The following is a 20158-nucleotide window of genomic DNA, read 5'->3' as shown; positions in this document are numbered from 1 at the left end:
GAGAGCCCGGTGGCGCGCGGCGCTGCCCGTGCGGGGGTCACGGCTTGCGGGCGAGGCCCCCGTGCTCGGCGACGACCTCCGGGGCGGGCGCACCGGGTTCGGGGCGCCACTGGGTGACCGGCACGACACCGGGCTCGACCAGCTCCAGGCCGTCGAAGAACGAGGTGATCGCCTCCACGGTACGCAGGTTGTACGGGACCGCGCCGCTGTTGTTGTAGGCCTCCTGGGCCTGCTCGAAAGCCGGGTCGATGCCGAGCGACCCGTCGTCGGCACACAGGTAACTGCCGGACGGCAGCGCGCCCATCAGCCGGTCCACGATGGAGCGGGCCTGATCGTCGTCGGCGACGTGGCCCAGGATGTTGCTGAGGATGAGCGCGGTGGGCCGGGCGAGGTCCAGCGTCTTCGCGGCGATCGAGAGGATGCGGTCCGGGTCCGTCACATCGGCGTCGACGTAGGCGGTCGCGCCCTCGGGGGAGGAGTAGAGCAGCGCCCGGGCGTGAGCGAGGACCATCGGGTCGTTGTCGACGTAGACGATCCGTGCCTCGGGGGCGAGCCGCTGGGCGACCTCGTGGGTGTTCTCGGCGGTCGGCAGGCCGGTGCCGATGTCCAGGAACTGCCGGATGCCCGCCTCGGTGACGAGATGGCCGATGGCGCGGCGCAGGAAGGCGCGGCTGCCGCGGGCGATGGCGACGATGCCGGGGAAGACGGCGGTGTACGCGTCGCCGGCCGCCTCGTCGACCGGGTAGTTGTCCTTCCCGCCCAGCCAGTAGTTCCAGATGCGGGCCGAGTGCGGCACCGAGGTGTCGATCGCCGGGTGCGACGCCGGATGGGTCATCAGTGGTGTCCTTCTCTCCTCCGGGGCCTGGTTCCGGCCACGGCCCTCCCCCAGGGGCCTGGACCGGCCCGTGCCCAACTTACGCCCCGGCACCGGCCGAGGTGGGCGCGGGCAGGTAGCGGTCCCGCGGCGTCCGGTTCCTGGAGAAGCCGCCGGAGGCCAGGACCACGCCCCGGCGCGCACGCACCTCGACCGGGCGGCCCGCGCGGTACGTCCGTACCGCCCGCGACGCCGCCCGCGCCCTCGTCGTACAGCAGCTCCTCCAGCGGCGCGTCGAGCCAGAGGCAGCCGCCGAGCCCGGCCAGGGCGAGGCGGAGCCGGGCCACCAGCACCTCTCCCAGGGCGACCGGTTTTCGGCCGAGGGCCAGGTCCCGTACGGCGCGCAGACCCACCTCGGCACGACGCGCCGGCCGGCCCAGGTCCGTGCCGCCATGTCCAGGTGGCGGAAGTCGTAGGAGGTGATGGTGGCGCCGTGGGCGGGCAGATGGGCCGGGCGTCGCCGGGAGCAGTCCTCGTCCCGCTGAGCGGGATTCCCGGCCCGTCGTCCGCCGGGCCCTGTTAGGAAGGCTCCGCCCCGGACCGCCGGGGCTCCGGGCGCCCGTCGCGACGCGCGGCGCGGCCGTCCCGTCGAACCCGAGGAACGTCGAACCCGAGGAATCCCGAGGAGATCCGGTGGAGCTCTCGATGCCCGAAGACACCCTGCCCGTGGCCGGGTCACCCGTGGGGGCGTCGCCCCCGGCCGCTTTCGACCTGACCGGGCGGGTGGCCCTGGTCACCGGTGCCGCGCGCGGCCAGGGGGCGCGGCACGCGCGGACGCTCGCCACCGCCGGCGCGTCGGTGGTGCTCACGGATGTCGACGAGCGGGGCGGTGCGGCCGAGGCGGAGGCGATCCGCCGCGATCTGGGGCGTGCGGACGCCGCGCTCTTCGTACGCCACGACGTCTCGTCCGCCGAGGACTGGGCCCGCGCGGTCGCGTACGCCCGGGAACGCCTCGGCCGGCTGGACGTCCTGGTCAACAACGCCGCGCTGTGGCGCACGGCGCACGTGACAGAGCAGTCCGAGGAGGAGTTCCGCACGCTGTTCGCGGTGAATCTGCTCGGCCCGTTCCTCGGCATCCGGGCCGTGCTGCCCGCCATGCGTGCCGTGGGCGGCGGGTCGATCGTCAACATCTCCTCCACCGCCGGACTGAAGGGCATCCCGGGGCACAGCGCCTACGGGGCCACGAAGTCCGGGCTGCGCGGAATGACCAAGTCGGTCGCGCTCGACGTGGCCGCCGAGGGCATCCGCGTCAACTCGGTCCACCCCGGCGTGATCGACACCCCCATGATCGCCACGGTGACCGGTACCGGCGACGCCGCCCGCGAGGAGTGGCCGCACGTCCCCGCGCGGCGGATCGGTACGCCCGACGACGTCACCGGCCTGGTGCTCTTCCTCGCGTCCGACGCCTCCGCCTATGTGACGGGCGCGGAGTTCGCGGTCGACGGCGGGCTGGCGGCGCAGTGAACGACCCGTCCCCGGCCCCGGCCGTCCTCACCCCGGCGGCCCGCGCCCTCGCCGACGCCCTCACCGCAGGCTTCCCCGCGCTCGGCCCCGGCACGGACGCCGCCGCCGTACGGCGCGCCATCGCCCGGCCGCCCGCCCGGCGGCCCGCGCTCGCGTCGGTCACCGACCGTACGATCCCCGGCCCGGCGGGGGCCCCGCCGCTGCCCGTACGGATCTACCGTCCGTACGGGCCGGGACACGGCCGGGCGCGGGCCGAGCCGGGCCCTTCGCTCCCGCTCGTCCTCTTCTTCCACGGCGGCGGATTCGTGCTGTGCGGGCTCGACAGCCACGACGGGCTCTGCCGTCGGCTGGCGGCCGGGACCGGCGCCGTGGTCGTCTCCGTCGACTACCGGCTGGCCCCGGAGCATCCGGCCCCGGCGGCGGTCCGGGACGCCCGCGCGGCGTTCGGCTGGGCCGTGCGCCATGCGGCGTCCCTCGGCTGCGACCCCGCGCGGATCGCCGTGGCGGGCGACAGCTCGGGAGGCAACCTCGCCACGTCGGTCTGCCTGACGGCGCGCGACCGGGGCGGCTCCCGGCCCGCCGCCCAACTGCTGATCTACCCCGCGCTCGACCCGCGTCTGGACACGGCGTCGATGCGGGACTTCGGTACGGGCCACTTCCTCACCGCCGCGGCGATGCGCTGGTACTGGCAGCAGTACCTCGGCGGCGCCGAGCCGACCGCGGAGGTCGCGCCCGCGCTCGCGGAGGACACCGGCGGGCTTCCCCCCGCGCTGCTGGTGGAGGCGGAGTGCGATCCGCTGCGGGACGAGGGGCGGGCCTACGCGGCCCGGCTCGACCGGGCCGAGATCCACCGTGCCCGGGGGATGTTCCACGGCTTCATCGACTTCGCCGACGAGCTGCCCGAGGCGGCCGCCGCGCAGGAGCGCGCCGTGGCCTGGCTGCGGGAGCGGCTCGGCGTCGACGGCACCCCGGCGCCGGGCACCTGAACCACGGGCCGCCGAGACCGCACGCCTCCTGCGGGGGGGGCGTGTGGTACCGCCCCGGGAAGCGCGCGGTTACGCTGCCGCGATGAGTGACACGGCAGCGCGCAGCACCCCCGCCCCCGTCCCCGCTCCCGTGAGCGGTCCGGCCGGTGCCGGCGGTTCCCCGGGTGAGGGGCGCGTGCACCGGACGATCCTGCGCGGCGCGGCACAGGCGCTGCGCACGCACGGCCGCGGCGTGGGCATGGCCGAGATCGCCCGGACCGCCGGTGTCGGCCGGGCCACGCTGTACCGCCATTTCGCCGACCGGGAGGCGCTGTTCGCGGAGCTGACCCAGTTCGCGGCGGACGAATGCGTACGGGCCCTGCGCCGGGCGGACCTTTGCGGCGCGCCGGTCCGGGACGCGGTCCTGGCCGCGACCCGTGCGCTGCTTGCCGTGGGACGCGAGTACTGGGTCGTCGGCCTGCCCGGGCCGGCGAGCGAGCCGACACGGCGCGAACTGGCCGTCGCCCGCCCCCTGTCGGAGCTGGCCGCGCGCGGCCAGCGCGAGGGCGTACTGCGGTGCGACCTCCCGGCGGAGCGGCTCGGCGCGCTGCACGGCGCCCTGATCCAGGGCGCCCTGCTGTACCCGCAGTTCATCGGCGAGGAGCTGGAAGAGGCCGCGCGGTCCGTCACGTCCCTCTACTTCGACGGGGCGGCACGTCGGCGGCCGGAACCTCAGCCGGCGGCCATCGCCTCGGCCACGAGCACGTAGGAGCGCGGGCGGGCCCGCTGGTCGTGGACGCAGGTGTTCACCATCGGTTCGTCGGCCCCGGTCGACTTCATCAGCCGGCCCAGCTCCTCCCGGACCGTGAACGGGTCACCGACGACGGCCGGGGCGCCGAACGGGCCGGCGGCGCCGTCGAGCCGGGCCGCCGCCTCGTCGGCGGGCAGCAGCGCGTCCGGCAGCCCCCGGGCGATCCGCGGCCGGACGAGTTCCTGGGAGGCGCGTGGCGGCGGGCCTCCGCAGCGGTGTCGGCGGCGACCACGGTCACGGTGATGAGGGTACGAGGCCGGTCCCGCGCCGCCGAGGGGCGGAAGGTGTCGCGGTACAGCCGGAGGGCGTGCTCCGCGTCGCCGCCGCCGAAGTGGTGGGCGAAGGCGGAGCGAAGCCCCGCGGCGGCGGCCAGGCGTGCGCCGTACGTGCTCGAACCGAGGATCCACAGGGGCGGGGGCACGACCGGTCCGGGCACCGTGCGGATGGTGCCGTACGGGTGCCCCGGCGACCACTCCCGCTCCCCGAGGAACGCCTGCAGCTCCGTCACCGCCTGCGGGAAGTCGTGCGCGTCGGCGCGGCGGAGCGCGCGGGCGGTGGCCGGACCGGTGCCCGGCCCGCGTCCCACGCCGAGGTCGATCCGGCCGGGGTGGAGCGCGGCGAGCAGGGCGAACTGTTCGGCCACCGCGAGCGGGGCGTGGCGGGGCAGCATGACGCCACCGGAACCGATGCGCAGCCGATGCGGAGCCGGTTCGTCCGCGCGGCCAGGTGCGCCATCAGGACGGGCGGGGTCCCCATGGCGAGGCCGGGGTGGTTGTGGTGCTCCGTCACCCACAGCCGCCGGTAGCCGAGTTCCTCGGCGTGCCGGGCGAGACCGACGCTCGCGGCGACGGTGTCCGCGGCGGTGAGACCGCTGGGGATGATGGTGGGGTCGAGGACCGACAGGGCGGTCGTCACGGGTGGGACTCCAACCGGTGGGCGGGCGGGCGTGGGTGGGATGCGCCGCGGCCGTCGTACGGGGCCTGAGCGCCACGCCGCCCCGCCGGTGCGGAACGGCGGGGCGCGCTGCGGCATCGGGGCGGCCGACGGAGGTGACGGGCGTTGCCGACCGGCAGGCGACGCCCCCGGCGGCACGGCCCCCGGCCGCCCGGAGCCGGCAGCTCCAGCGGTACGGGCGTCAGACCTGCTGCGCCGGTTCCGCCGTCCCGGACGGGGCCGGGGCGGAGGCCTCCGCGTCCCGCGGGCCGGCCTCCGGGCCGCCGGGTGCGCGGGCGTCGACCGCGGCGAGGACCACGACGGCCGCGACGAGCAGGATGCCGACCGACCACCAGAAGGCGGTGGTGAAGCCGTCCACCATGCCGGCGGACAGGGCCGCTTCCTCCCCGGCGTGGGCGTCGACGTAGGCGGCGGTGACGCCGGCGGCGATGGTGTTGAGCAGGGCGGTGCCGATGGCGCCGCCGATCTGCTGGGCGGTGTTCACCATGGCCGAGGCGACACCGGCGTCGCCCGGCCGTACGCCGATGGTGGCGAGGGAGATGGCGGGGATCATGGCGGTACCGAGTCCCAGACCGAACAGGAGCTGTCCGGGCAGGACGAACAGGGCGTAGGCGCTGTCCGCTTCGAGCTGGGTGAGCAGCAGCAGCCCGAGGGCGGCGAGGAGGAAGCCGGGGCCCATGATCAGGCGGGGCGGTACGCGGGGCAGCAGGCGGGCACCGATCTGGGTGGAGCCGGCCATCAGGCCCACCGTCAGGGGCAGGAAGGCGACGCCGGTCAGGGCGGCCGAGTAGCCCTTGACGACCTGCAAGTAGTAGGTGAGGAAGAGGAACAGGCCGAACAGGCCGATGATGGCCAGGCCCAGGGAGAGGAAGGCGCCGCCGCGGTTGCGGTCGGTGACGACGCGCAGCGGGAGGAGCGGGGCCTTCACCTTCGCCTGGAGGGCGACGAAGAGGACGAGGACGATCACTGCGCCGGCCAGCAGGGCGATGGTGGTGGCGTCGTCCCAGCCGTGGGACTCGGCGCGGGTGACGCCGTAGACCAGGCCCGCGAGGCCGAGGGTGGAGAGCACGGCGCCGGGCAGGTCGAGCGGGGAGCGGTTGCGGGCGCCGGCCGGTTCGCGGATGACGGCCGCCGCTCCGGCGGCGGCGAGGAGCGCGACGGGGGCCAGGACGTACAGCGTCCAGCGCCAGTCGAGGTACTCGGTGAGGACGCCGCCGAGGAGGAGGCCGATGGCGGCGCCGCTGCCGGAGATGGCGGCGTAGAGGCCGAACGCCTTGCCGCGTTCCTGGTGGTCGGTGAAGAGGACCGCGAGGAGGGAGAGGGCGGCCGGTGCGAGCAGTGCGCCGAAGGCTCCCTGGAGGGCGCGTGCGGCGAACAGCAGGATCTGGTCGCCGGCGGCGCCGCCGAGGACGGAGGCGGCGGCGAAGCCGATCAGGCCGGTGAGGAAGGTGCGGCGGCGGCCCCACAGGTCGGCGATTCGGCCGCCGAGCAGCAGGAGACCGCCGAAGGTGAGGGCGTAGGCGGTGACGATCCACTGCCGGTTGCCGTCGGAGATGCCCAGATCGGCCTGGGCCGAGGGTAGGGCGATGTTGACGATGGTGGTGTCCAGGTTGACCAGGAGCTGCGCCATCGCGATGAAGGCGAGGGCCTTCCAGCGCCGTGGGTCGGGGGTGGTTGGTGTGACCGGTGATGCCGTTGTTTCGGACATGGCTGTGCCACCTCGGCTCTTCACAAGAGGAACGGTCGACGCCAGGAGTCGACCAGGTATGTCATGGGCATGACAGGTTGACGCATCCGCCGGACCGGCGGCCCGAGGCGGGATGCGTACGACTTCGCGGTGGAGCACCGCGTCAGGCAGCGCTCCGGGGACCCGGTTTCAGCGGCGGAGGTCCTCCAGGGTCGCCGGGCGGCCCGGCAGTTCGGCGCTCGGCCACCCGGGCCCGCCGTCCGGCAGCCCGCCACCGTCGGGCAGCCCGCCGCCCGGGAGTTCGAGACCGGCCAGGAAGAGCCGGACATGGCGCTCCGTGAGGCGCTCGTTGCCGGCGCGGACGCCCTCGGGGAGCGGACGGGCGAGCTGACTGAGGGCCACCATCACATCGCCGACCCCGACGTCGGGCCGCATGCGGCCGGCCCGCTGCGCCCGCCGCACCGCCTCCTCGGCCACCGCGTCCACGCGCCGCCGGGCCGCGTGCAGTTCGGCGTCGTCCACCCACAGGTGGTCGGGGAGCATCAGGCACAGTGCGCCGATGCCCTCCTCCACCGCGCCGACAGCGAAGCGGCGCAGCGCCTCGAAGGGGTCGGCCTCCTCGTCGAGGGCGGCCCGGCCCCGCTCGGAGATCCGGTCGGCGACATCGAGGCAGACGCCGTGCACCAGGGTGTCCCGGTCGGGGAAGTGGCGGTAGAGCGTGGCGCTGCCGACTCCCGCCGTGCGGGTGATCAGGTCCATCGGGGCGCCCGTCCCCCGGACGGCGAAGACCTCGCGCGCGGCGGCGACGATGCGCTCCCTGTTGCGGGCCTGATCGGCCCGCCGTACGGGCTTCGCCTCCCGGGTCCGCACCGCACCGGCGACATCGTCCGCCATCACGCTCACCCTGCCCCTCTCCGCTCGGCCCCGCGCATGGAACCGCGACCTACAAACGGAGAATATCTCTCCTCTTCGCCGAGGCATAGAGCTAAACGGAGAAATTCTCTCTGTTTTTTGTGCGGCGGTACGAGGCCGCGGGGTGACGCCCAGGGAGCCGGGGCCCCGACCCAGCTGCTCGCGGAGGGTCCCCGGCCCGTACCCGCGGCGCGTGAGTCCGCGCTCCTGGCGCACGGGCACCGCGTGGTCGATGAAGTCCTCGAAGGTGCCGGGGGTGATGACGTAGGTGATGTCGAAGCCGTCGACTCCGGCGGCGGCCCAGGTGCCCAGCTCGTCGGCGACCTGCTCGGGGGTGCCCACGACGCGTGTGGTGGTGATCAGCCGGGCCAGGCCGGCGAACGCCCGCGTCTGGTCGGGAGCGCCTTCGACGATGCCCCGACGGCACCGTGCGCGACCTCCGTGCGCAGCTCGTTCAGCGGCTTCTCCGGGTCGATGGCGCTCAGGTCCCCCCGATGTTGCCGCTCATGCGGATCATCAGACCCTCGACGCTGATGTGGTCGTCGATCTCGTCGTTCTTGCGCTTGGTCTCCTCCTCCGTGCTGCCCACGACGAACGACAGACCCTGGAAGAACGCGATGTCGTCGGCCCGGCGGTCGGCGGTCGGCGGCCGGCGGCGACCGCCCTGGCCCGTACGTCCTCGATGTCGGTCCGGGCCGTCGGCGGGTTGGGGGCGAGGATGAAGGTGCCCTCGGCGTGCCGGGCCGCGAAGGAGCGGCCGGCCCCGAGGAGCCGGCCTGGAAGAGCAGCGGGGTGCGCAGCGGCGAGGGCTCGGAGAGGTGCGGCCCGGCGACGCGGTAGCGGGCTCCGGTGTGGTCGACCGGGTGGACCCGGGCGGGATCGGCGTGGACGCCGTTCTCCTTGTCGCGGACGATGTTCCAGGCGATCCGCCCCTTGGTGAGGGGGTCGAGCGTCGTCGCCTTCCGGGCGAAGGCGAAGGGGTGCTCCTGGAGACGGAGCCGGTGAAGGCGAAGTCCAGGTGTTCGGTGGCGTGGGCGAGCGCCGGTACGAGGACGGACGGATCGTTGTCGGGGAACTGGGTGGCCTCGCGGACCGCGGTGTCGAGGCCGCCCCGGTAGACGTCGTATGTACCGATGACGTCGGCGAAGAACAGCGTGTCGAAGCGGCCCCGTCCCAGCATGCGGGCCGGCTCGGTCCAGGCGTCCAGGCCGGTGTAGCCGGTCTGCCGGGTCGCGGGACGCCGCCACAGGCCGTGGTTGATGAAGGAGACGCAGTTCATGGTGAACGCGTTGAACAGCAGGGCTTGTCCGACACGGCGGTCACTCGCCCCCCGCCGCGCGGAAGTGGGGAATGACCTTCTCGCCCCACTGGCGGATGGTCTCCATGCACGCCTCCTGCGGCACGGTGCCCATCTGGATCAGGCACATCACCTCGTCCACGCCGATCCGGCGCAACTCCTCGACGTAGGTAATGGCGTCCTCGGCGGAGCCGTAGGCGTGGTCGGCGTTGTAGGTGCCGGTGTCGCTGGGCGTGACCGGTATCTCCGCCTCGTGGAGCTTCGCGACCAGGCGCTCGCGGCCCCGCTCCAGGGCGGCGGCCTCATCGCCCGCTTCCGTACGCTGGTCGGGCACGGGGCCGTCGCCGTACCAGTGGGCGATGGACTCGGCGAAGTAGCGCTGGCCGCGCATGCCGATCCGGCGGGCCCGCTCGGCGTCGTCCAGCACGATCGTCGGGCAGAGCGCGGCGAAGTGGTCGTTGATCTCGGTGGAGACCAGCCGCTCGCCGGAGCGCCCCGCGATGGCGGCGTCGTAGATCCCGCGCAGGTGCCGGATGTTGTGCGCACCGGCGAAACCGAGGACCAGCGCCCCGATCCCGTACTCGGCCGCCAGGCGCAGGGATTCGTCCTTGGAGCAGGCCATGAACAGGGGAGGGTGCGGGGCCTGCACCGGTCTGGGCAGGATCGCGCCGGGGCCGATGTCGAGCGAGCCGTGCCACTCGAACCGCTCCTCGCGCCAGGCGCTCGCGAAGATGCGCAGGGCCTCCTCCATCTGCGGGCGGGTGTCCTCCGGACGGACGCCGTACATGGACATCTCCTGCCGCGTGGCGCCGCGCCCGGAGCCGATGTCGACCCGGCCGCCGGAGAGCACGTCGAGCATGGCGGCGCGCTCGGCGACCCGTACCGGATGCTGGTAGCCGAAGGGCATGGTGACCACGCCGTGGCCGATACGGATTCTGGAGGTGCGGGCGGCGACCCAGGTGAGGAAGATCTCGGAGGCGCTCATGTGCGCGTACCACTTCAGCGCGTGGTGCTCGACGGCCCAGATCCGGTCGAAGCCCATCTCTTCGGCGAACACGGCCTGTTCCACGCAGTCGTGGAGGACCTGGCGCTCGTGTTCCGGGGTGGGATCGGCCATCTGGGCCTCGAAGATCATGGAGAACTTCACGTTCCTGCTTCCTTCTTCGCGAGGTGGGCGGGGCGGGCCGGGGCTGTTCAGGCGGGGGTGAGCCGCCGGTACGTCCGGCGGAAGTAGAGGAGGGGGTCGGCGTCGCGCAGGGACCGGGCCCGGGTGACCCGGCCGATCACGATCGTGTGGTCGCCGCCCGGGAGTTCGTCCTCGATGTCCGCCTCGAAGCAGGCGAGGACACCCTCCAGGACCGGTGCGCCGTTGTGGCCCGGCTGCCACGCGGTCCCCGCGAACTTGTCCCCTCCGCTGGCGGCGAAGCACCGGGACAGCTCGCACTGGTCGGCCGCGAGCACGTTCACCGCCAGCCGGCCCGCCGCACGGATCAGCGGCCAGCTGCGGGAGGTACGGGCCGGGGAGAAGGTGATGTACGGCGGGTCCAGCGAGAGCGAGGCGAAGGACTGCACGGCCATGCCCGCCGGGCCGTCCGGGCCCTGGGCGGTGATGACCGCCACGCCGGTGCCGAACGTCGACGCCGCGTCACGCAGTGCGGACTCCTCGATCAGTGGGGACATGCGGGTTCCTTTCCAGGGCGGTCGGGGGCCTTGGGGGAGCGGTGCCGGAGGCGTTCAGGGAGTGCCGGGCGCGCCGGTCCGGGCGAGGCCGGCGGCCATCTCCCGCTCCCACGCCGCACCGGCGCGCCGGGTGTCCACCTCGAACTCGAACCGGTCCGTCGTCTCCGGCCGGACCCCGGCCACTTCCACGCGGACCTGCTCGTACCAGCGGCGGAGCTGGTGGACGGGCCCGCCGCCGTCCGACGGCGACGGGCTGTCGACACGCGTCTTGTGCCGCCAGATCCCGAGGTCCTGGTCGAAGGCCACCCGCATGCCCCGGGCGGTCCGCTCGGCCATGTCCGCGGCCTGCCGGGCGGTCGTCCCCGGGAGCCTGCGGACCCTGACGCCGTACATCAGCACGAAGCTGTCCGCGGTGACCGGGTAGTGGCAGTTGACGAGGACGGTCTCCGCCTCCGTGCCGTCGCCGCAGGGGCGGCCAGATGCGGTCGATCATGTAGGAGGGGCCGTAGCAGGCGGCGTCCGGGCGCGGACTCAGATCGGCGCCGATCAGCTCCATGCCGGAGTCCCGGCGCGGGGTGCTCTCCACGTACATCGCGGCGACATGGCCCTCGAAGACGGTGGTGAACCGGTCGGCACCGAGTGGTGCTGTGCACATAGAAGAAGTGCGCCATGTCGACGATCTCGCGGCAGTGGGAGCCGTCGATGCGCAGCGAGTGCCAGGTCCGGTCGCTCCACTCGTCGCTGAACGCGCCCTCGATGCGCGGGATCGTGACGGCCTCCGGCGGGGGCGCGCCCTCGGGGTCGTACCAGAGGGCGCGGAACGCTCCGGGGGCTTCCCGCCTCGATGGTTCCGACCGCGTGCTCCGTGGCGCCGGGGGCACTCATGGGACGTCCTCTCCTGACTCCGCGCCGTCGGCCGGCCGTCAGCCGCGGCGCCGGCTCGGATGCCGGTGCGCCAGAGTCTCGGGCGGCGCTTCGCGGCTCACCAGAGAGGCTCCCGCTGAACGGGACACCGGCGGCGGAACACAGCCCACCGGCCGGCCGCAACGTACAAGACTGGCGCTTACCGCGTGACTTGGGTTACACATGGGGCTCCGACGTACGAGACACATGTGTCTCGCCGGTATGGCCGAGGAGTCCCATGTCCGCTTCCGCGTCCTCTCCGGCGCCGCCCTGCCCGCGGCCTTCCGGGCCGCTGTCCGCGCCGCCCGCGTCGTCCTCCGCGTTACCTTCCGCGGCGCAGCGGACGCGGTCCCCGGTGTCGATGATCGACCGGGTGGTGTCCATCTTCGACGTCCTGGAACAGGCGGACGGCCTGACGCTGGCGCAGGTGGTACGGCGCACGGGACTGCCGCGTTCCTCCGCGCACCGCATCCTCGAGCAGCTCGTGGAAGTCCGCTTCCTGCGCCGGGACGACAACGACTACCGTCTCGGCATGCGGATCATGGAGCTCGGTTCCGTGATGTATCACCAGGACCGGGTCCGGGCCGCCGCGGTGCGCCACCTCCACCGGCTGCACGCCTGGACCGGGCTGGCCGCGCAGCTCGCGGTGCTGGACGAGGGGAAGGTTGTCTACCTCGTCCAGGTCGGCGGACGCTCCGGCATCCCCTCGCGGTCACTGGTGAACGGACGGCCGCAGGCCCACCGGACCGTGGTGGGGAAGGCGCTCATGGCCCACTCACCCGCCGCGTGCCGCGAAGCGGAGCTCGCTCCGCACCGCTTCCGGGCCGAACTCGCCGACATCCGGGAGCGCGGTGTCGCCTGCGGCCACGAGGAGACCATGCCGGGCGTCGGGTGCGTCGCCGCGCCGGTCATCGGCGCGGGCGACACCGCGGCGCTCGCCGCCGTGTCGGTCAGCGGCCCGCTCGACCACATGAGCTTCCCGAAGCTCGCGGCCATGGTGCGGCGTACGGCGGCGAGCGTACGGCGCGGAGCCGCGGAGTCCGGCGGTGGTGACGGTGACGGCGACGGACCGGCCGCCTCCTGACGCACACCCGCGCCGGTGCCTGCCCCAGGTCCCACCGCCCCTCGTCCGCCTCTTCCTGGAGCGGAGTTCCCTTGGACATCCCCAGACGCACCTTCCTCGGCGCCGCGGCGGCCGTGGCCGTCACCACCGGCACCGCCGCCGCCTCGGTCGCGTCCGCCGCCCCGGCCGCCATCCGTCACTTCCCGCTGCACGGCGCGGCCAACCTCCGTGACCTGGGCGGCTGTCCCACGCGGAGCGGCCGGCAGGTCGGTCACGGCCGGGTCTACCGCTCCGACGCGCTGAACAGGCCCACCCCCCGACGACCTGGTGAGCCTCGAAGGCCCCGGCCTGCGCACGGTCCTCGACCACCGGATCCCCCCGGAGGTCGACTCCGACGGCGCGGACATCCTCTGCCCGGGCCTCCTCCCCACCTCCCACAGCATCACCGACTCCGGGCCGTACGCCCGCACGAAGGACGCCGTCTCGTGCGCGGACGCGAGCGGCGACGGCCTCCCGCTCCTCCACCACTGCACGTCCGGCAAGGACCGTACGGGCTGGGCGGCCTGCCTCGACCCTGTAGATCGACACCGCCCCGCGTTCCCCGCGGCGGCGCACGGCACGGAGGAACCATGACGAACGACCTGTCCGGCAAGACCGTCATCATCACCGGCGCGGCCCGCGGCCTGGGCGCGGAGGCGGCCCGCCAGGCCGTCGCGGCCGGCGCGCGGGTCGTCCTCACCGACGTACGGGAGGAGGAGGGCAGGGCGACGGCCTCCGCGCTCGGGGAGCGGGCGGCGAGGTTCATCGCGCACGACGTGACCTCCGAGGAGGACTGGGAGCGGGTGGTGGCCTGCGCGGTCGCGGAATTCGGCGCCGTGCACGGGCTGGTGAACAACGCCGGCACAGCCACCGGGGCGTTGCTGGAGGCGGAGTCGGTCGAGCACTTCCGCAAGGTCGTCGACATCAATCTCACCGGCGTCTTCATCGGCATGAAGGCCGTCGTCCCGGTGATGAAGGAGAACGGCGGCGGCTCCATCGTCAACATCTCGTCGGCCGCCGGCCTGATGGGCCTGGCGCTGACCGCCGGCTACGGCGCGTCCAAGTGGGCGGTGCGGGGGCTGACCAAGATCGGCGCGGTGGAGCTGGGAGCGGCCGGGATCCGCGTCAATTCCGTCCACCCCGGCATGACCTACACCCCGATGACCGCCTCGGTCGGCATCGAGCGGGGCCCGGGCAAGTACCCCAACACCCCCATGGAGCGGGTCGGCGAGGCGGCGGAGGTCGGGGGCGCGGTGGTCTTCCTGCTGTCGGACGCGGCGGCCTACGTCACGGGCGCCGAGCTGGCGGTGGACGGCGGCTGGACGGCCGGTCCGACGGTCCGGTACGCGATGGGCGGCTGACGGCGGAGGCATGTTCGACCGGCTGATCACACGACACCGCTCGCGGTCCCGCACCCGGCGCACCGGGTGCGGGACCGCGCCGTGTCAGGTGAGCGGGTCCAGCGTGAGATACGCCTGCTGCGGGCTGCCGTCGTGCACCAGCGACTCCTGGTGGCCGACGTCGTCGAAGGCGAACGCGTAGGCCTTGCCGTCGGCCATCTGCGCGTGCACCGCGCGCGCGTACTGGTTGGTCACCGCGTCCCGGTAGAAGCCGTCCGGCGTGGCATCCGGCTGACTGGGGTTGACCAGCAGGGTGGACCGGTTGAAACCGGCGCACAGCGTACGGGATATGGGCCCGCGCACGGTGTCGTTGGGCGCGTCCAGCAGCTTGTGGCAGCCGAAGACGCTGGACGCGTCGGGCTTCTGGAAACTGGTGACGACCGTGCCGGCGGAGTTGGTGAAGTTCATGACGTTGCCCGAGACCCGGCCGTAGTACTTGGTGTTCGGCTGGTCCGCGAACGGTGTGACGGTCAGCGTCGACGTCGAGTACTTCTGCCAGACCCGGTTCACGTAGTCGTCCATCACGTTCGCCGGCAGCGCCCCGGTCTCCACGCCGTACAGCGGGGACAGTGCGCGCAGCACCGTGCCGTCGGAACGGGTCTGGACGAGGTTCCCCCAGCCGCCCGGCTGGGCGCGCAGCGCGGCGAAGAAGCCACTGTAGCCACCGGACTTGAGGTGCCCGGTGGTGGTCACCCCGCCGTCGGCGCGCTGCACCCCGACGGCGTACGGCGCCGAGAACATGTCCACCTGGGTGCTGTTGAGCCACAGCCCGGCGTCGTTGAGGGTGTACTCCGACCAGTTGAAGAGGATGTCGCGGTTGGGATCGGACGGGTTCTGCACGGCCGGCTGGACCAGTCCGCCGGTGGTCAGCCGGAAGTCCAGTTTGCGGCCGTAGGAGAAGTAGATCCGGCCGGAGAACTTCGGGATGCGGATGGTTTTGGACTGGCCGGCGGCCGGGCCGGGTATCGCCGCGTCCGGCGCGGGGGTGGGCGGGTTGCCGCCGGCCGGCCAGGCGTGGAAGACGCCGTCCGCGTCGGCCCAGCCCTGCCGTCCCGAGGACAGTTGGGTGCCGAGGTCGTAGACGTAGACCGGTTCGGAACGGCCCGAGTTGTTGGTGATCTTCAGGGGGATGGTGTCGGGGACGGCGGCGTCGGCGCGGCCGGGGGAGCCGAGCGCGAGCAGTCCGCCGAGCAGCGTCGCCGCGGCGGCCAGGGGCAGCGCGCCCCGGGTGAGCGTGTGAGGCACTCTCCACCTCCGTGTGGGGGTCGGGGTCGTACGGATATGGTCCGTACCAGTTCTGAGAGCGCTCTCAGATTCCAGCCACGACGAGTTCATGTCAATGACCGGGACCGGATCGGCCCGGCGCCCACCGGTCGGAGGGCGCCGGGCCGCACCGTCAGAACGTGCGCTTGAGCAGGTCGAGCAGGGCCGCCCAGTGCCGCTCGTCGGCCTCCCGGTGGTAGGCGGGGGTGTCCGCCTGGGTGTAGCCGTGGTGGGCGCCGGTGTAGACCTCGCAGGTGTGGCGCACGCCGGCGGCGGTCAGCGCCTCCTCGAAGCGCGCGATCTGCGCCGGGGGCAGCGACGCGTCCTCGTCGGCGTGCCCGAAGTACAGCTCGGCGGTGATCCGCGGGGCCTCCAGGTGCGGGCTGTCCGGGGCGTCGGTGGCCAGGCCCCCGCCGTGGAAACCGGCCGCCGCCGCGACCCGGTCCGGGTGGGCGCCCGCCGTCCACAGCGCGAGCCGGGACCCCATGCAGTAGCCGGTCAGCGCGACCGGGCCGTCCGCCACCAGCGGGCTGTCGGCCAGCCAGCGCAGATAGGCGCCCGCGTCCCGCTTGACCAGGTCCGACGTCAGGCCGGCCAGCATCGGGCCGAGCCGCTCCCAGATGGTCGGGTCGGCGGCCGGGTCGATGAACTCCGGCAGGTCCACGACCGGCGCCCGGCCGAGCCGGTAGAACACGTTCGGCAGCAGCACGGTGTAGCCGGCCGCGGCCAGCCGGTCGGCCATCGACTTCAGGTGCGGTCGCGGGCCGTAGGCGTCCTGGTAGAACAGCACGCCCGGACGGGGGCGGCCGTCGGCGGGGCGGACGAGGCAGGCGTCGGCGACGCCGTCCTCGGTCGGGATGTCGACATCGTCACGCTGGACGTCGGTCATGGTGGACAGGCCCTCCCTCGGGACAACGGGCGGCGGTGGCTCCCGGCGCCATGGCTACGACCATGCTGTCACGCAAGATCGGCGCCGCGCCGGCCGGTGCCGGGCGTGGTGAGCGGTGAGCGGGCTCCGTGCCCGGCGCTCACTCGAAGCGGCTGGTGTCGCCCGCGCCCCGCCGCACGATCTCCGCCTCGCCGCCGGAGAAGTCGATCACCGTCGTCGGCTCGGTGCCGCAGTCGCCCGAGTCGACCACCGCGTCCACCACGTGGTCGAGCCGGTCCTTGATCTCCCAGCCCTGGGTCAGCGGCTCCTCCTCGTCCGGCAGCAGCAGCGTGCTGGACAGCAGCGGCTCGCCCAGCTCCGCCAGCAGCGCCTGGGTGACCACGTGGTCCGGGATGCGCACGCCCACGGTCCTCTTCCGCGGGTGCAGCAGCTTGCGCGGCACCTCGCGGGTGGCCGGGAGGATGAAGGTGTAGCTGCCGGGGGTGGACGCCTTCACCGCCCGGAAGACGTCGTTGTCGACCCGGACGAACTGGCCGAGCTGTGTGAAGTCCCGGCACATCAGCGTGAAGTGGTGCCGGTCGTCCAGCCGGCGGATGGCACGGATCCGGTCCATGCCGTCCTTGCTGCCCAGTCGGCAGCCGAGCGCGTAACAGGAGTCGGTCGGATACGCGATGAGCGCTTCCGAGCGCACCGCGTCGGCGATCTGGGTGATGCTGCGCGGCTGCGGGTTGTCGGGGTGCACGTCGAAGTACTTCGCCACCCGTCGAGCTTATGTCGTCCCGCGGGCCACACGCGCCTCACAGGCAACCGGCCGGCCCCGAGTCCTGGAAGGTACCTATGAAAACATACCTGCTTACCATGGGTATGGCGCCATACCCATTCCCGTGAAGGGATGTCTGGAACCGGCGCTCCCCGGCGGGACGTCACCGGACTCCGTCATCAGCGCCCGCGGGGGCCACCGGCGTCCTCCGCCTGCTGGGCGCGGCCCTCGCGGCGGCCGGGGCGCGGAGCGGGGGCGCGGACGGAGGAGGGGGGAGACCGGCTCCGGAAGTTTTCCGGATCGGCCGGAATTCGGCTGCGTACATCCCGTGATCCGGGGCATCCGAGCCCTGAGACGCCCGGGGATCCCCCCCACCCCGGGCGCGGCGTCTCCGCCGCCGGCCCCGTCCCCCCGGGCCGGCGGCGGAGCCGTGTCCGGCGCCGATCGCCCTCGGGTCAGACGGACTTGACCGAGCGAGCCGAAGTATCCGCCGGACATGCGGGCCCCTCGATCTCAAGGGACCCGACGGGCCCCGCTCCTCAACTCCCCAGCCGCACCGGGATCTCCTGCCAGCCGTGGGAGATGAACGACGGCACGTGGCGCAGTTCGCCGGCCGGGCGGGCCAGGCGCAGGGCGGGGAAGCGGGAGAACAGGGCGGGCAGCGCGGTGAGCGCCTCCAGCCGGGCCAGCGGTGCCCCGATGCAGCGGTGCACGCCGACGCCGAACGCCAGATGGTCCTCGGCCGCCCGCGCCGCGTCGAAGACCGCCGCGTCCGGGCCGTAGTGCGCCGGGTCCAGGCCCGAGGCGGCGTACGTCGTGATGATCGCGTCCCCGGCCGGAATCGTCACGCCCGCGACCGTCAGCTCCTCCACCGCGAACCGCAACGGCAGCGCGGCGATGGACGGATGCACCCGCAGCGTCTCGTCGACCACCGCGCCCCAGCCGGTCTCCCCGGCGCGCACCGCGGCGAGTTGCCTCGGATCGGTCAGCAGGGCGACCACCGCGTTGCCGATGAGATTGACGGTGGTCTCGAACCCGGCGCCGACCACCAGCAGCAGCGTGTGCAGCAGTTCCTCGTCCGAGAGCCGGTCGCCGTCCTCGTCCCGCATCCGGATCAGCTCCGTGGTGATGTCGTCGCCCGGGCGGGCCCGCCGGTACGCGATGAGCGCGCCGAGCACCGAGCCGACGCGTTCGCGCACGGAGGCCGCGAACTCGGGGCTCGGGTCGGAGGTGTCCATGAAGTCGGCGATGAGACGCGCCGCCTCCGACCGCAACTCCTCGGGCACGCCCAGGAGATCGGAGATCATCAGCATCGGCAGGGGATGCGCGAGCCCGTCGCGCAGGTCGACCACGCCGCCGTCGGCCCCCGCGGCCTCGAGCGCGTCCAGCAGCTCGGCCGTCAGCGCGGCCACCCGGGGCCGCATCGCCTCGGTGCGCCGGTGGGTGAAGCTCGGCGCCACCAGCCTGCGCAGCCGGGTGTGGTCGGTGCCGTAGGTGGTCAGCATGTTGACCACGCCCACCCAGTTGGCCATCCAGCCCCAGGACGGATGCTTGTCCAGCTCCGGCCACAGCCGCCAGTGCCGGCGGGCGTCCTTGCTGACCCGGGAGTCCAGGATGAGGGTCTTGAGGGTGTCGTAACCGGTGGGGGCCCAGGCGGGGATGCCGCCGGGCAGCTCCACGGGCACGACGGGGCCGAGGGTGCGCAGCCGGGCGCTCTCCGCGGCGATGTCGGAGCCGAAGGGGTCGAGGGCGATGCGGTCGGTGACGGTCACGACGGTCTCCACACTGGTCGGCCTTGCCTGAGGCGGTCCCGGTCCAGTACATCGCGTCACCGGCCGCGTGCACACCGCTTCGAAGGCATCAGGTCACCGATCAGGCCGAGTTCGGCCCCTCACCGGCCCCCCGCGCCGCTCCGGCCCCCGGCGTCAGCACCAGCATGGTGGCGTCGTCGCGGACGCGGTAGCGGCGTCGTACCAGGTCCGCCCACACCGCGCCGGGCAGCTCGGCGGAGGGGGTGCCGGCCAGGGCGGTCAGCCGCTCGGGCAGCGGGTAGAAGGCACCGGCGGCGTCCCGGGCCTCCCACACGCCGTCGGAGGCCAGGAACAGCAGGTCACCCGGACGGAGCGGCACGGTGACCTCCTTCGGCGGGCCGACGCCGGCCAGCCCGATGCCCAGCGGCGGCGCGGGCACGACACCCACCTCCCGGGCCGCTCCGGGGCGCACCAGCACGGGCGCCGGATGCCCGCAGGCGATCACGCGTACGGCCGTGCCGTCGGTGAACTCCAGCAGCAGGGCCGTCGCGAACAGCTCCGGGCGCCCCGCGTCCGCCGAGTCCACCGCCAGCCGCCGGTCCAGCCGCGCCGCCACCGACCCCAGGTCCGGCTGGTCCAGCGCGGCCTCCCGGAACGCCCCCAGCAGCGACACCACCGTGGCCACCGCCGACAGCCCGTGCCCCTGTACGTCGCCCAGCACCGCCCGTACCCCGTGCGGCCCCGCGCGCACGTCGAAGAAGTCCCCGCCCACCAGCGTCCCGTCCTGCGCCGCCCGGTAGTGCGCCGCGCACCCGACCCGCCCGACCCGGTCCGGCAGCGGCGGCAGCACGGCCCGCTGCACCGCCTCGCCGATCGCCCGCTCGGTGTCCAGCTGGGCGTCCCGGCGGCTGCGCACATAGGAGACGAACACGCTCAGCGCGGCCACGAACACGACCGTCAGCAGGTCGGTGTCGCCGGGGCGGTCCAGATGCGTGACCGGCACGGTGAGCACCGCGACCACGCCCACGCCGAGCACCCCGGTGGTCAGCGGGCCGTACGACAGGACCGCCAGCGGCGGGATCGCCCCCAGCAGGAAGCCGAGGTCGCGTGCGTGGGGTGTGATCAGCGTGGCCGAGCCGACGGCGGCGAGCAGCAGGACGGGCAGCACGCGGACCCACCACGGCGGTGGCGCGCCCCGCAGCCAGCCGCGCTCCTCCCGGTTCCCGCGCGACCACCGGCCGCGCACCGATCCCACATTCCCAAGCTACGCCGCCGCCGGCTTCGGGCGCCCGCGCGGAAAACCGGTGGACGACCGCCCGGCCGCCCGTCTAGCCTGGGCCCGCCACGCCCGAGCCGGACGGAAGAAGGAGGCGAGTGTCATGCAGGACAGCAGCAGTCGGCGCTCCCCCCTCCCCGTGCCCCGGGCGTGTCACGTCTGATTTCCAG

20 protein-coding genes and 3 pseudogenes are annotated in these 20158 nt (G+C 73.9%); 7 read left to right on the top strand and 16 right to left on the bottom strand.

What is annotated here, in order from left to right:
• Nucleotides 1-37 precede the first annotated feature (37 nt).
• A complete protein-coding gene (locus Srubr_RS00720) occupies nucleotides 38-835 on the bottom strand; it encodes an SAM-dependent methyltransferase (RefSeq protein ID WP_189991775.1) in 798 nt (265 codons plus the stop codon).
• Between the two features lie 684 nt (nucleotides 836-1519).
• On the opposite strand from Srubr_RS00720, the gene Srubr_RS00715 reads away from it, so the two are divergent.
• The 3 genes from Srubr_RS00715 (at nucleotide 1520) to Srubr_RS00705 (ending at nucleotide 4072) form a co-directional block, all read left to right on the top strand.
• On the top strand, nucleotides 1520-2338 hold the full coding sequence (locus Srubr_RS00715; protein WP_189991773.1) for an SDR family NAD(P)-dependent oxidoreductase: 819 nt from the start codon (nucleotides 1520-1522) through the stop codon (nucleotides 2336-2338).
• The gene (locus Srubr_RS00710) at nucleotides 2335-3324 is read left to right on the top strand and encodes an alpha/beta hydrolase (RefSeq protein ID WP_189991771.1); all 990 of its coding nucleotides are present in this window, start codon (nucleotides 2335-2337) and stop codon (nucleotides 3322-3324) included. The genes Srubr_RS00715 and Srubr_RS00710 overlap by 4 nt, the downstream gene beginning before the upstream one ends.
• 82 nt (nucleotides 3325-3406) lie before the next feature.
• Nucleotides 3407-4072 (top strand): TetR/AcrR family transcriptional regulator, encoded by a 666-nt coding sequence (locus Srubr_RS00705; RefSeq protein WP_189991769.1) that lies wholly within the window; start codon nucleotides 3407-3409, stop codon nucleotides 4070-4072.
• A gap of 70 nt (nucleotides 4073-4142) precedes the next feature.
• On the opposite strand, the gene Srubr_RS41285 is transcribed toward Srubr_RS00705, so the two are convergent.
• The 10 genes and pseudogenes from Srubr_RS41285 to Srubr_RS40135 form a co-directional block, all read right to left on the bottom strand.
• Nucleotides 4143-4784, bottom strand: coding sequence for an MsnO8 family LLM class oxidoreductase (locus Srubr_RS41285; protein WP_268257567.1), 642 nt, complete (start codon nucleotides 4782-4784; stop codon nucleotides 4143-4145).
• A 98-nt stretch (nucleotides 4785-4882) separates the two neighbouring features.
• Nucleotides 4883-5146 (bottom strand): annotated as a pseudogene (locus tag Srubr_RS41280) (hypothetical protein); the annotation flags it as partial.
• A gap of 103 nt (nucleotides 5147-5249) precedes the next feature.
• Nucleotides 5250-6776 (bottom strand): MFS transporter, encoded by a 1527-nt coding sequence (locus Srubr_RS00695; RefSeq protein WP_189991767.1) that lies wholly within the window; start codon nucleotides 6774-6776, stop codon nucleotides 5250-5252.
• Between the two features lie 168 nt (nucleotides 6777-6944).
• Entirely contained in the window at nucleotides 6945-7649 is a 705-nt protein-coding gene (locus tag Srubr_RS00690) for a TetR/AcrR family transcriptional regulator (RefSeq protein ID WP_189991765.1), read from the bottom strand.
• A 499-nt stretch (nucleotides 7650-8148) separates the two neighbouring features.
• Nucleotides 8149-8946 (bottom strand): LLM class oxidoreductase, encoded by a 798-nt coding sequence (locus Srubr_RS00685; protein ID WP_203854900.1) that lies wholly within the window; start codon nucleotides 8944-8946, stop codon nucleotides 8149-8151.
• 40 nt (nucleotides 8947-8986) lie between these two features.
• Nucleotides 8987-10111, bottom strand: a complete 1125-nt coding sequence (locus Srubr_RS00680) for an LLM class flavin-dependent oxidoreductase (protein ID WP_189991764.1) — start codon at nucleotides 10109-10111, stop codon at nucleotides 8987-8989.
• 47 nt (nucleotides 10112-10158) lie between these two features.
• Nucleotides 10159-10644, bottom strand: coding sequence for a flavin reductase family protein (locus tag Srubr_RS00675; protein ID WP_189991762.1), 486 nt, complete (start codon nucleotides 10642-10644; stop codon nucleotides 10159-10161).
• Between the two features lie 54 nt (nucleotides 10645-10698).
• Nucleotides 10699-11091: pseudogene (locus Srubr_RS00670) on the bottom strand (3-ketosteroid-9-alpha-hydroxylase); the annotation flags it as partial.
• Nucleotides 11037-11525: a hypothetical protein gene (locus Srubr_RS41785; RefSeq protein ID WP_373313396.1), complete on the bottom strand. Its 489-nt coding sequence runs from the start codon at nucleotides 11523-11525 to the stop codon at nucleotides 11037-11039. The gene Srubr_RS41785 and the pseudogene Srubr_RS00670, both read right to left, overlap by 55 nt.
• A 199-nt stretch (nucleotides 11526-11724) precedes the next feature.
• The gene (locus tag Srubr_RS40135) at nucleotides 11725-11931 is read right to left on the bottom strand and encodes a hypothetical protein (protein WP_229926539.1); all 207 of its coding nucleotides are present in this window, start codon (nucleotides 11929-11931) and stop codon (nucleotides 11725-11727) included.
• Here Srubr_RS40135 and Srubr_RS00665 point away from each other — a divergent pair.
• The 4 genes and pseudogenes from Srubr_RS00665 to Srubr_RS40125 all read left to right on the top strand — a co-directional run bounded on the left by Srubr_RS00665 (nucleotide 11921) and on the right by Srubr_RS40125 (nucleotide 14010).
• The gene (locus Srubr_RS00665) at nucleotides 11921-12631 is read left to right on the top strand and encodes an IclR family transcriptional regulator (RefSeq protein ID WP_229926538.1); all 711 of its coding nucleotides are present in this window, start codon (nucleotides 11921-11923) and stop codon (nucleotides 12629-12631) included. The two genes, Srubr_RS40135 and Srubr_RS00665, sit on opposite strands and share 11 nt — an antisense overlap.
• A gap of 113 nt (nucleotides 12632-12744) precedes the next feature.
• Nucleotides 12745-12915, top strand: a pseudogene (locus Srubr_RS41780) (tyrosine-protein phosphatase); the annotation flags it as partial.
• A gap of 22 nt (nucleotides 12916-12937) precedes the next feature.
• Nucleotides 12938-13243, top strand: coding sequence for a tyrosine-protein phosphatase (locus Srubr_RS40130; RefSeq protein ID WP_229926537.1), 306 nt, complete (start codon nucleotides 12938-12940; stop codon nucleotides 13241-13243).
• Nucleotides 13240-14010 (top strand): glucose 1-dehydrogenase, encoded by a 771-nt coding sequence (locus Srubr_RS40125; RefSeq protein WP_229926536.1) that lies wholly within the window; start codon nucleotides 13240-13242, stop codon nucleotides 14008-14010. Before Srubr_RS40130 ends, Srubr_RS40125 begins: the two co-directional genes overlap by 4 nt.
• An 84-nt stretch (nucleotides 14011-14094) precedes the next feature.
• Here the strand turns inward: Srubr_RS40125 and Srubr_RS00655 are convergent, their stop codons facing one another.
• The 5 genes from Srubr_RS00655 to Srubr_RS00635 form a co-directional block, all read right to left on the bottom strand.
• Nucleotides 14095-15294, bottom strand: a complete 1200-nt coding sequence (locus tag Srubr_RS00655; RefSeq protein ID WP_189991755.1) for a glycoside hydrolase family 64 protein — start codon at nucleotides 15292-15294, stop codon at nucleotides 14095-14097.
• Between the two features lie 151 nt (nucleotides 15295-15445).
• Entirely contained in the window at nucleotides 15446-16201 is a 756-nt protein-coding gene (locus Srubr_RS00650) for a dienelactone hydrolase family protein (RefSeq protein WP_189991753.1), read from the bottom strand.
• A gap of 139 nt (nucleotides 16202-16340) precedes the next feature.
• Nucleotides 16341-16961 (bottom strand): L-threonylcarbamoyladenylate synthase, encoded by a 621-nt coding sequence (locus Srubr_RS00645; protein WP_189991751.1) that lies wholly within the window; start codon nucleotides 16959-16961, stop codon nucleotides 16341-16343.
• A gap of 539 nt (nucleotides 16962-17500) precedes the next feature.
• Complete coding sequence (locus Srubr_RS00640) at nucleotides 17501-18733, bottom strand: cytochrome P450 family protein (protein WP_189991749.1); 1233 nt, start codon at nucleotides 18731-18733, stop codon at nucleotides 17501-17503.
• Nucleotides 18734-18833: 100 nt separating this feature from the next.
• Nucleotides 18834-19967 carry a PP2C family protein-serine/threonine phosphatase gene (locus Srubr_RS00635; protein WP_189991747.1) on the bottom strand — a complete coding sequence of 378 codons (1134 nt, stop codon included), beginning with the start codon at nucleotides 19965-19967 and terminating at the stop codon, nucleotides 18834-18836.
• Between the last annotated feature and the right edge of the window lie 191 nt (nucleotides 19968-20158).

The sequence above is a fragment of the Streptomyces rubradiris genome, from assembly GCF_016860525.1.
Lineage (GTDB): Bacteria > Actinomycetota > Actinomycetes > Streptomycetales > Streptomycetaceae > Streptomyces > Streptomyces rubradiris.
Note: the sequence above shows the minus strand (reverse complement) of the source record. Positions and strands in the feature narration are given on the sequence as shown.

Bases quoted from the DNA above. Each gene is read 5' to 3' on its own strand.
- Srubr_RS00690 (WP_189991765.1), bottom strand. From the start codon at position 7,649: ATGGCGGACGATGTCGCCGGTGCGGTGCGGACCCGGGAGGCGAAGCCC.
- Srubr_RS00695 (WP_189991767.1), bottom strand. From the start codon at position 6,776: ATGTCCGAAACAACGGCATCACCGGTCACACCAACCACCCCCGACCCA.
- Srubr_RS00705 (WP_189991769.1), top strand. From the start codon at position 3,407: ATGAGTGACACGGCAGCGCGCAGCACCCCCGCCCCCGTCCCCGCTCCC.
- Srubr_RS00720 (WP_189991775.1), bottom strand. From the start codon at position 835: ATGACCCATCCGGCGTCGCACCCGGCGATCGACACCTCGGTGCCGCAC.
- Srubr_RS00650 (WP_189991753.1), bottom strand. From the start codon at position 16,201: ATGACCGACGTCCAGCGTGACGATGTCGACATCCCGACCGAGGACGGC.
- Srubr_RS40125 (WP_229926536.1), top strand. From the start codon at position 13,240: ATGACGAACGACCTGTCCGGCAAGACCGTCATCATCACCGGCGCGGCC.
- Srubr_RS00715 (WP_189991773.1), top strand. From the start codon at position 1,520: ATGCCCGAAGACACCCTGCCCGTGGCCGGGTCACCCGTGGGGGCGTCG.
- Srubr_RS00685 (WP_203854900.1), bottom strand. From the start codon at position 8,946: ATGAACTGCGTCTCCTTCATCAACCACGGCCTGTGGCGGCGTCCCGCG.
- Srubr_RS41285 (WP_268257567.1), bottom strand. From the start codon at position 4,784: ATGCTGCCCCGCCACGCCCCGCTCGCGGTGGCCGAACAGTTCGCCCTG.
- Srubr_RS40135 (WP_229926539.1), bottom strand. From the start codon at position 11,931: ATGGACACCACCCGGTCGATCATCGACACCGGGGACCGCGTCCGCTGC.
- Srubr_RS00675 (WP_189991762.1), bottom strand. From the start codon at position 10,644: ATGTCCCCACTGATCGAGGAGTCCGCACTGCGTGACGCGGCGTCGACG.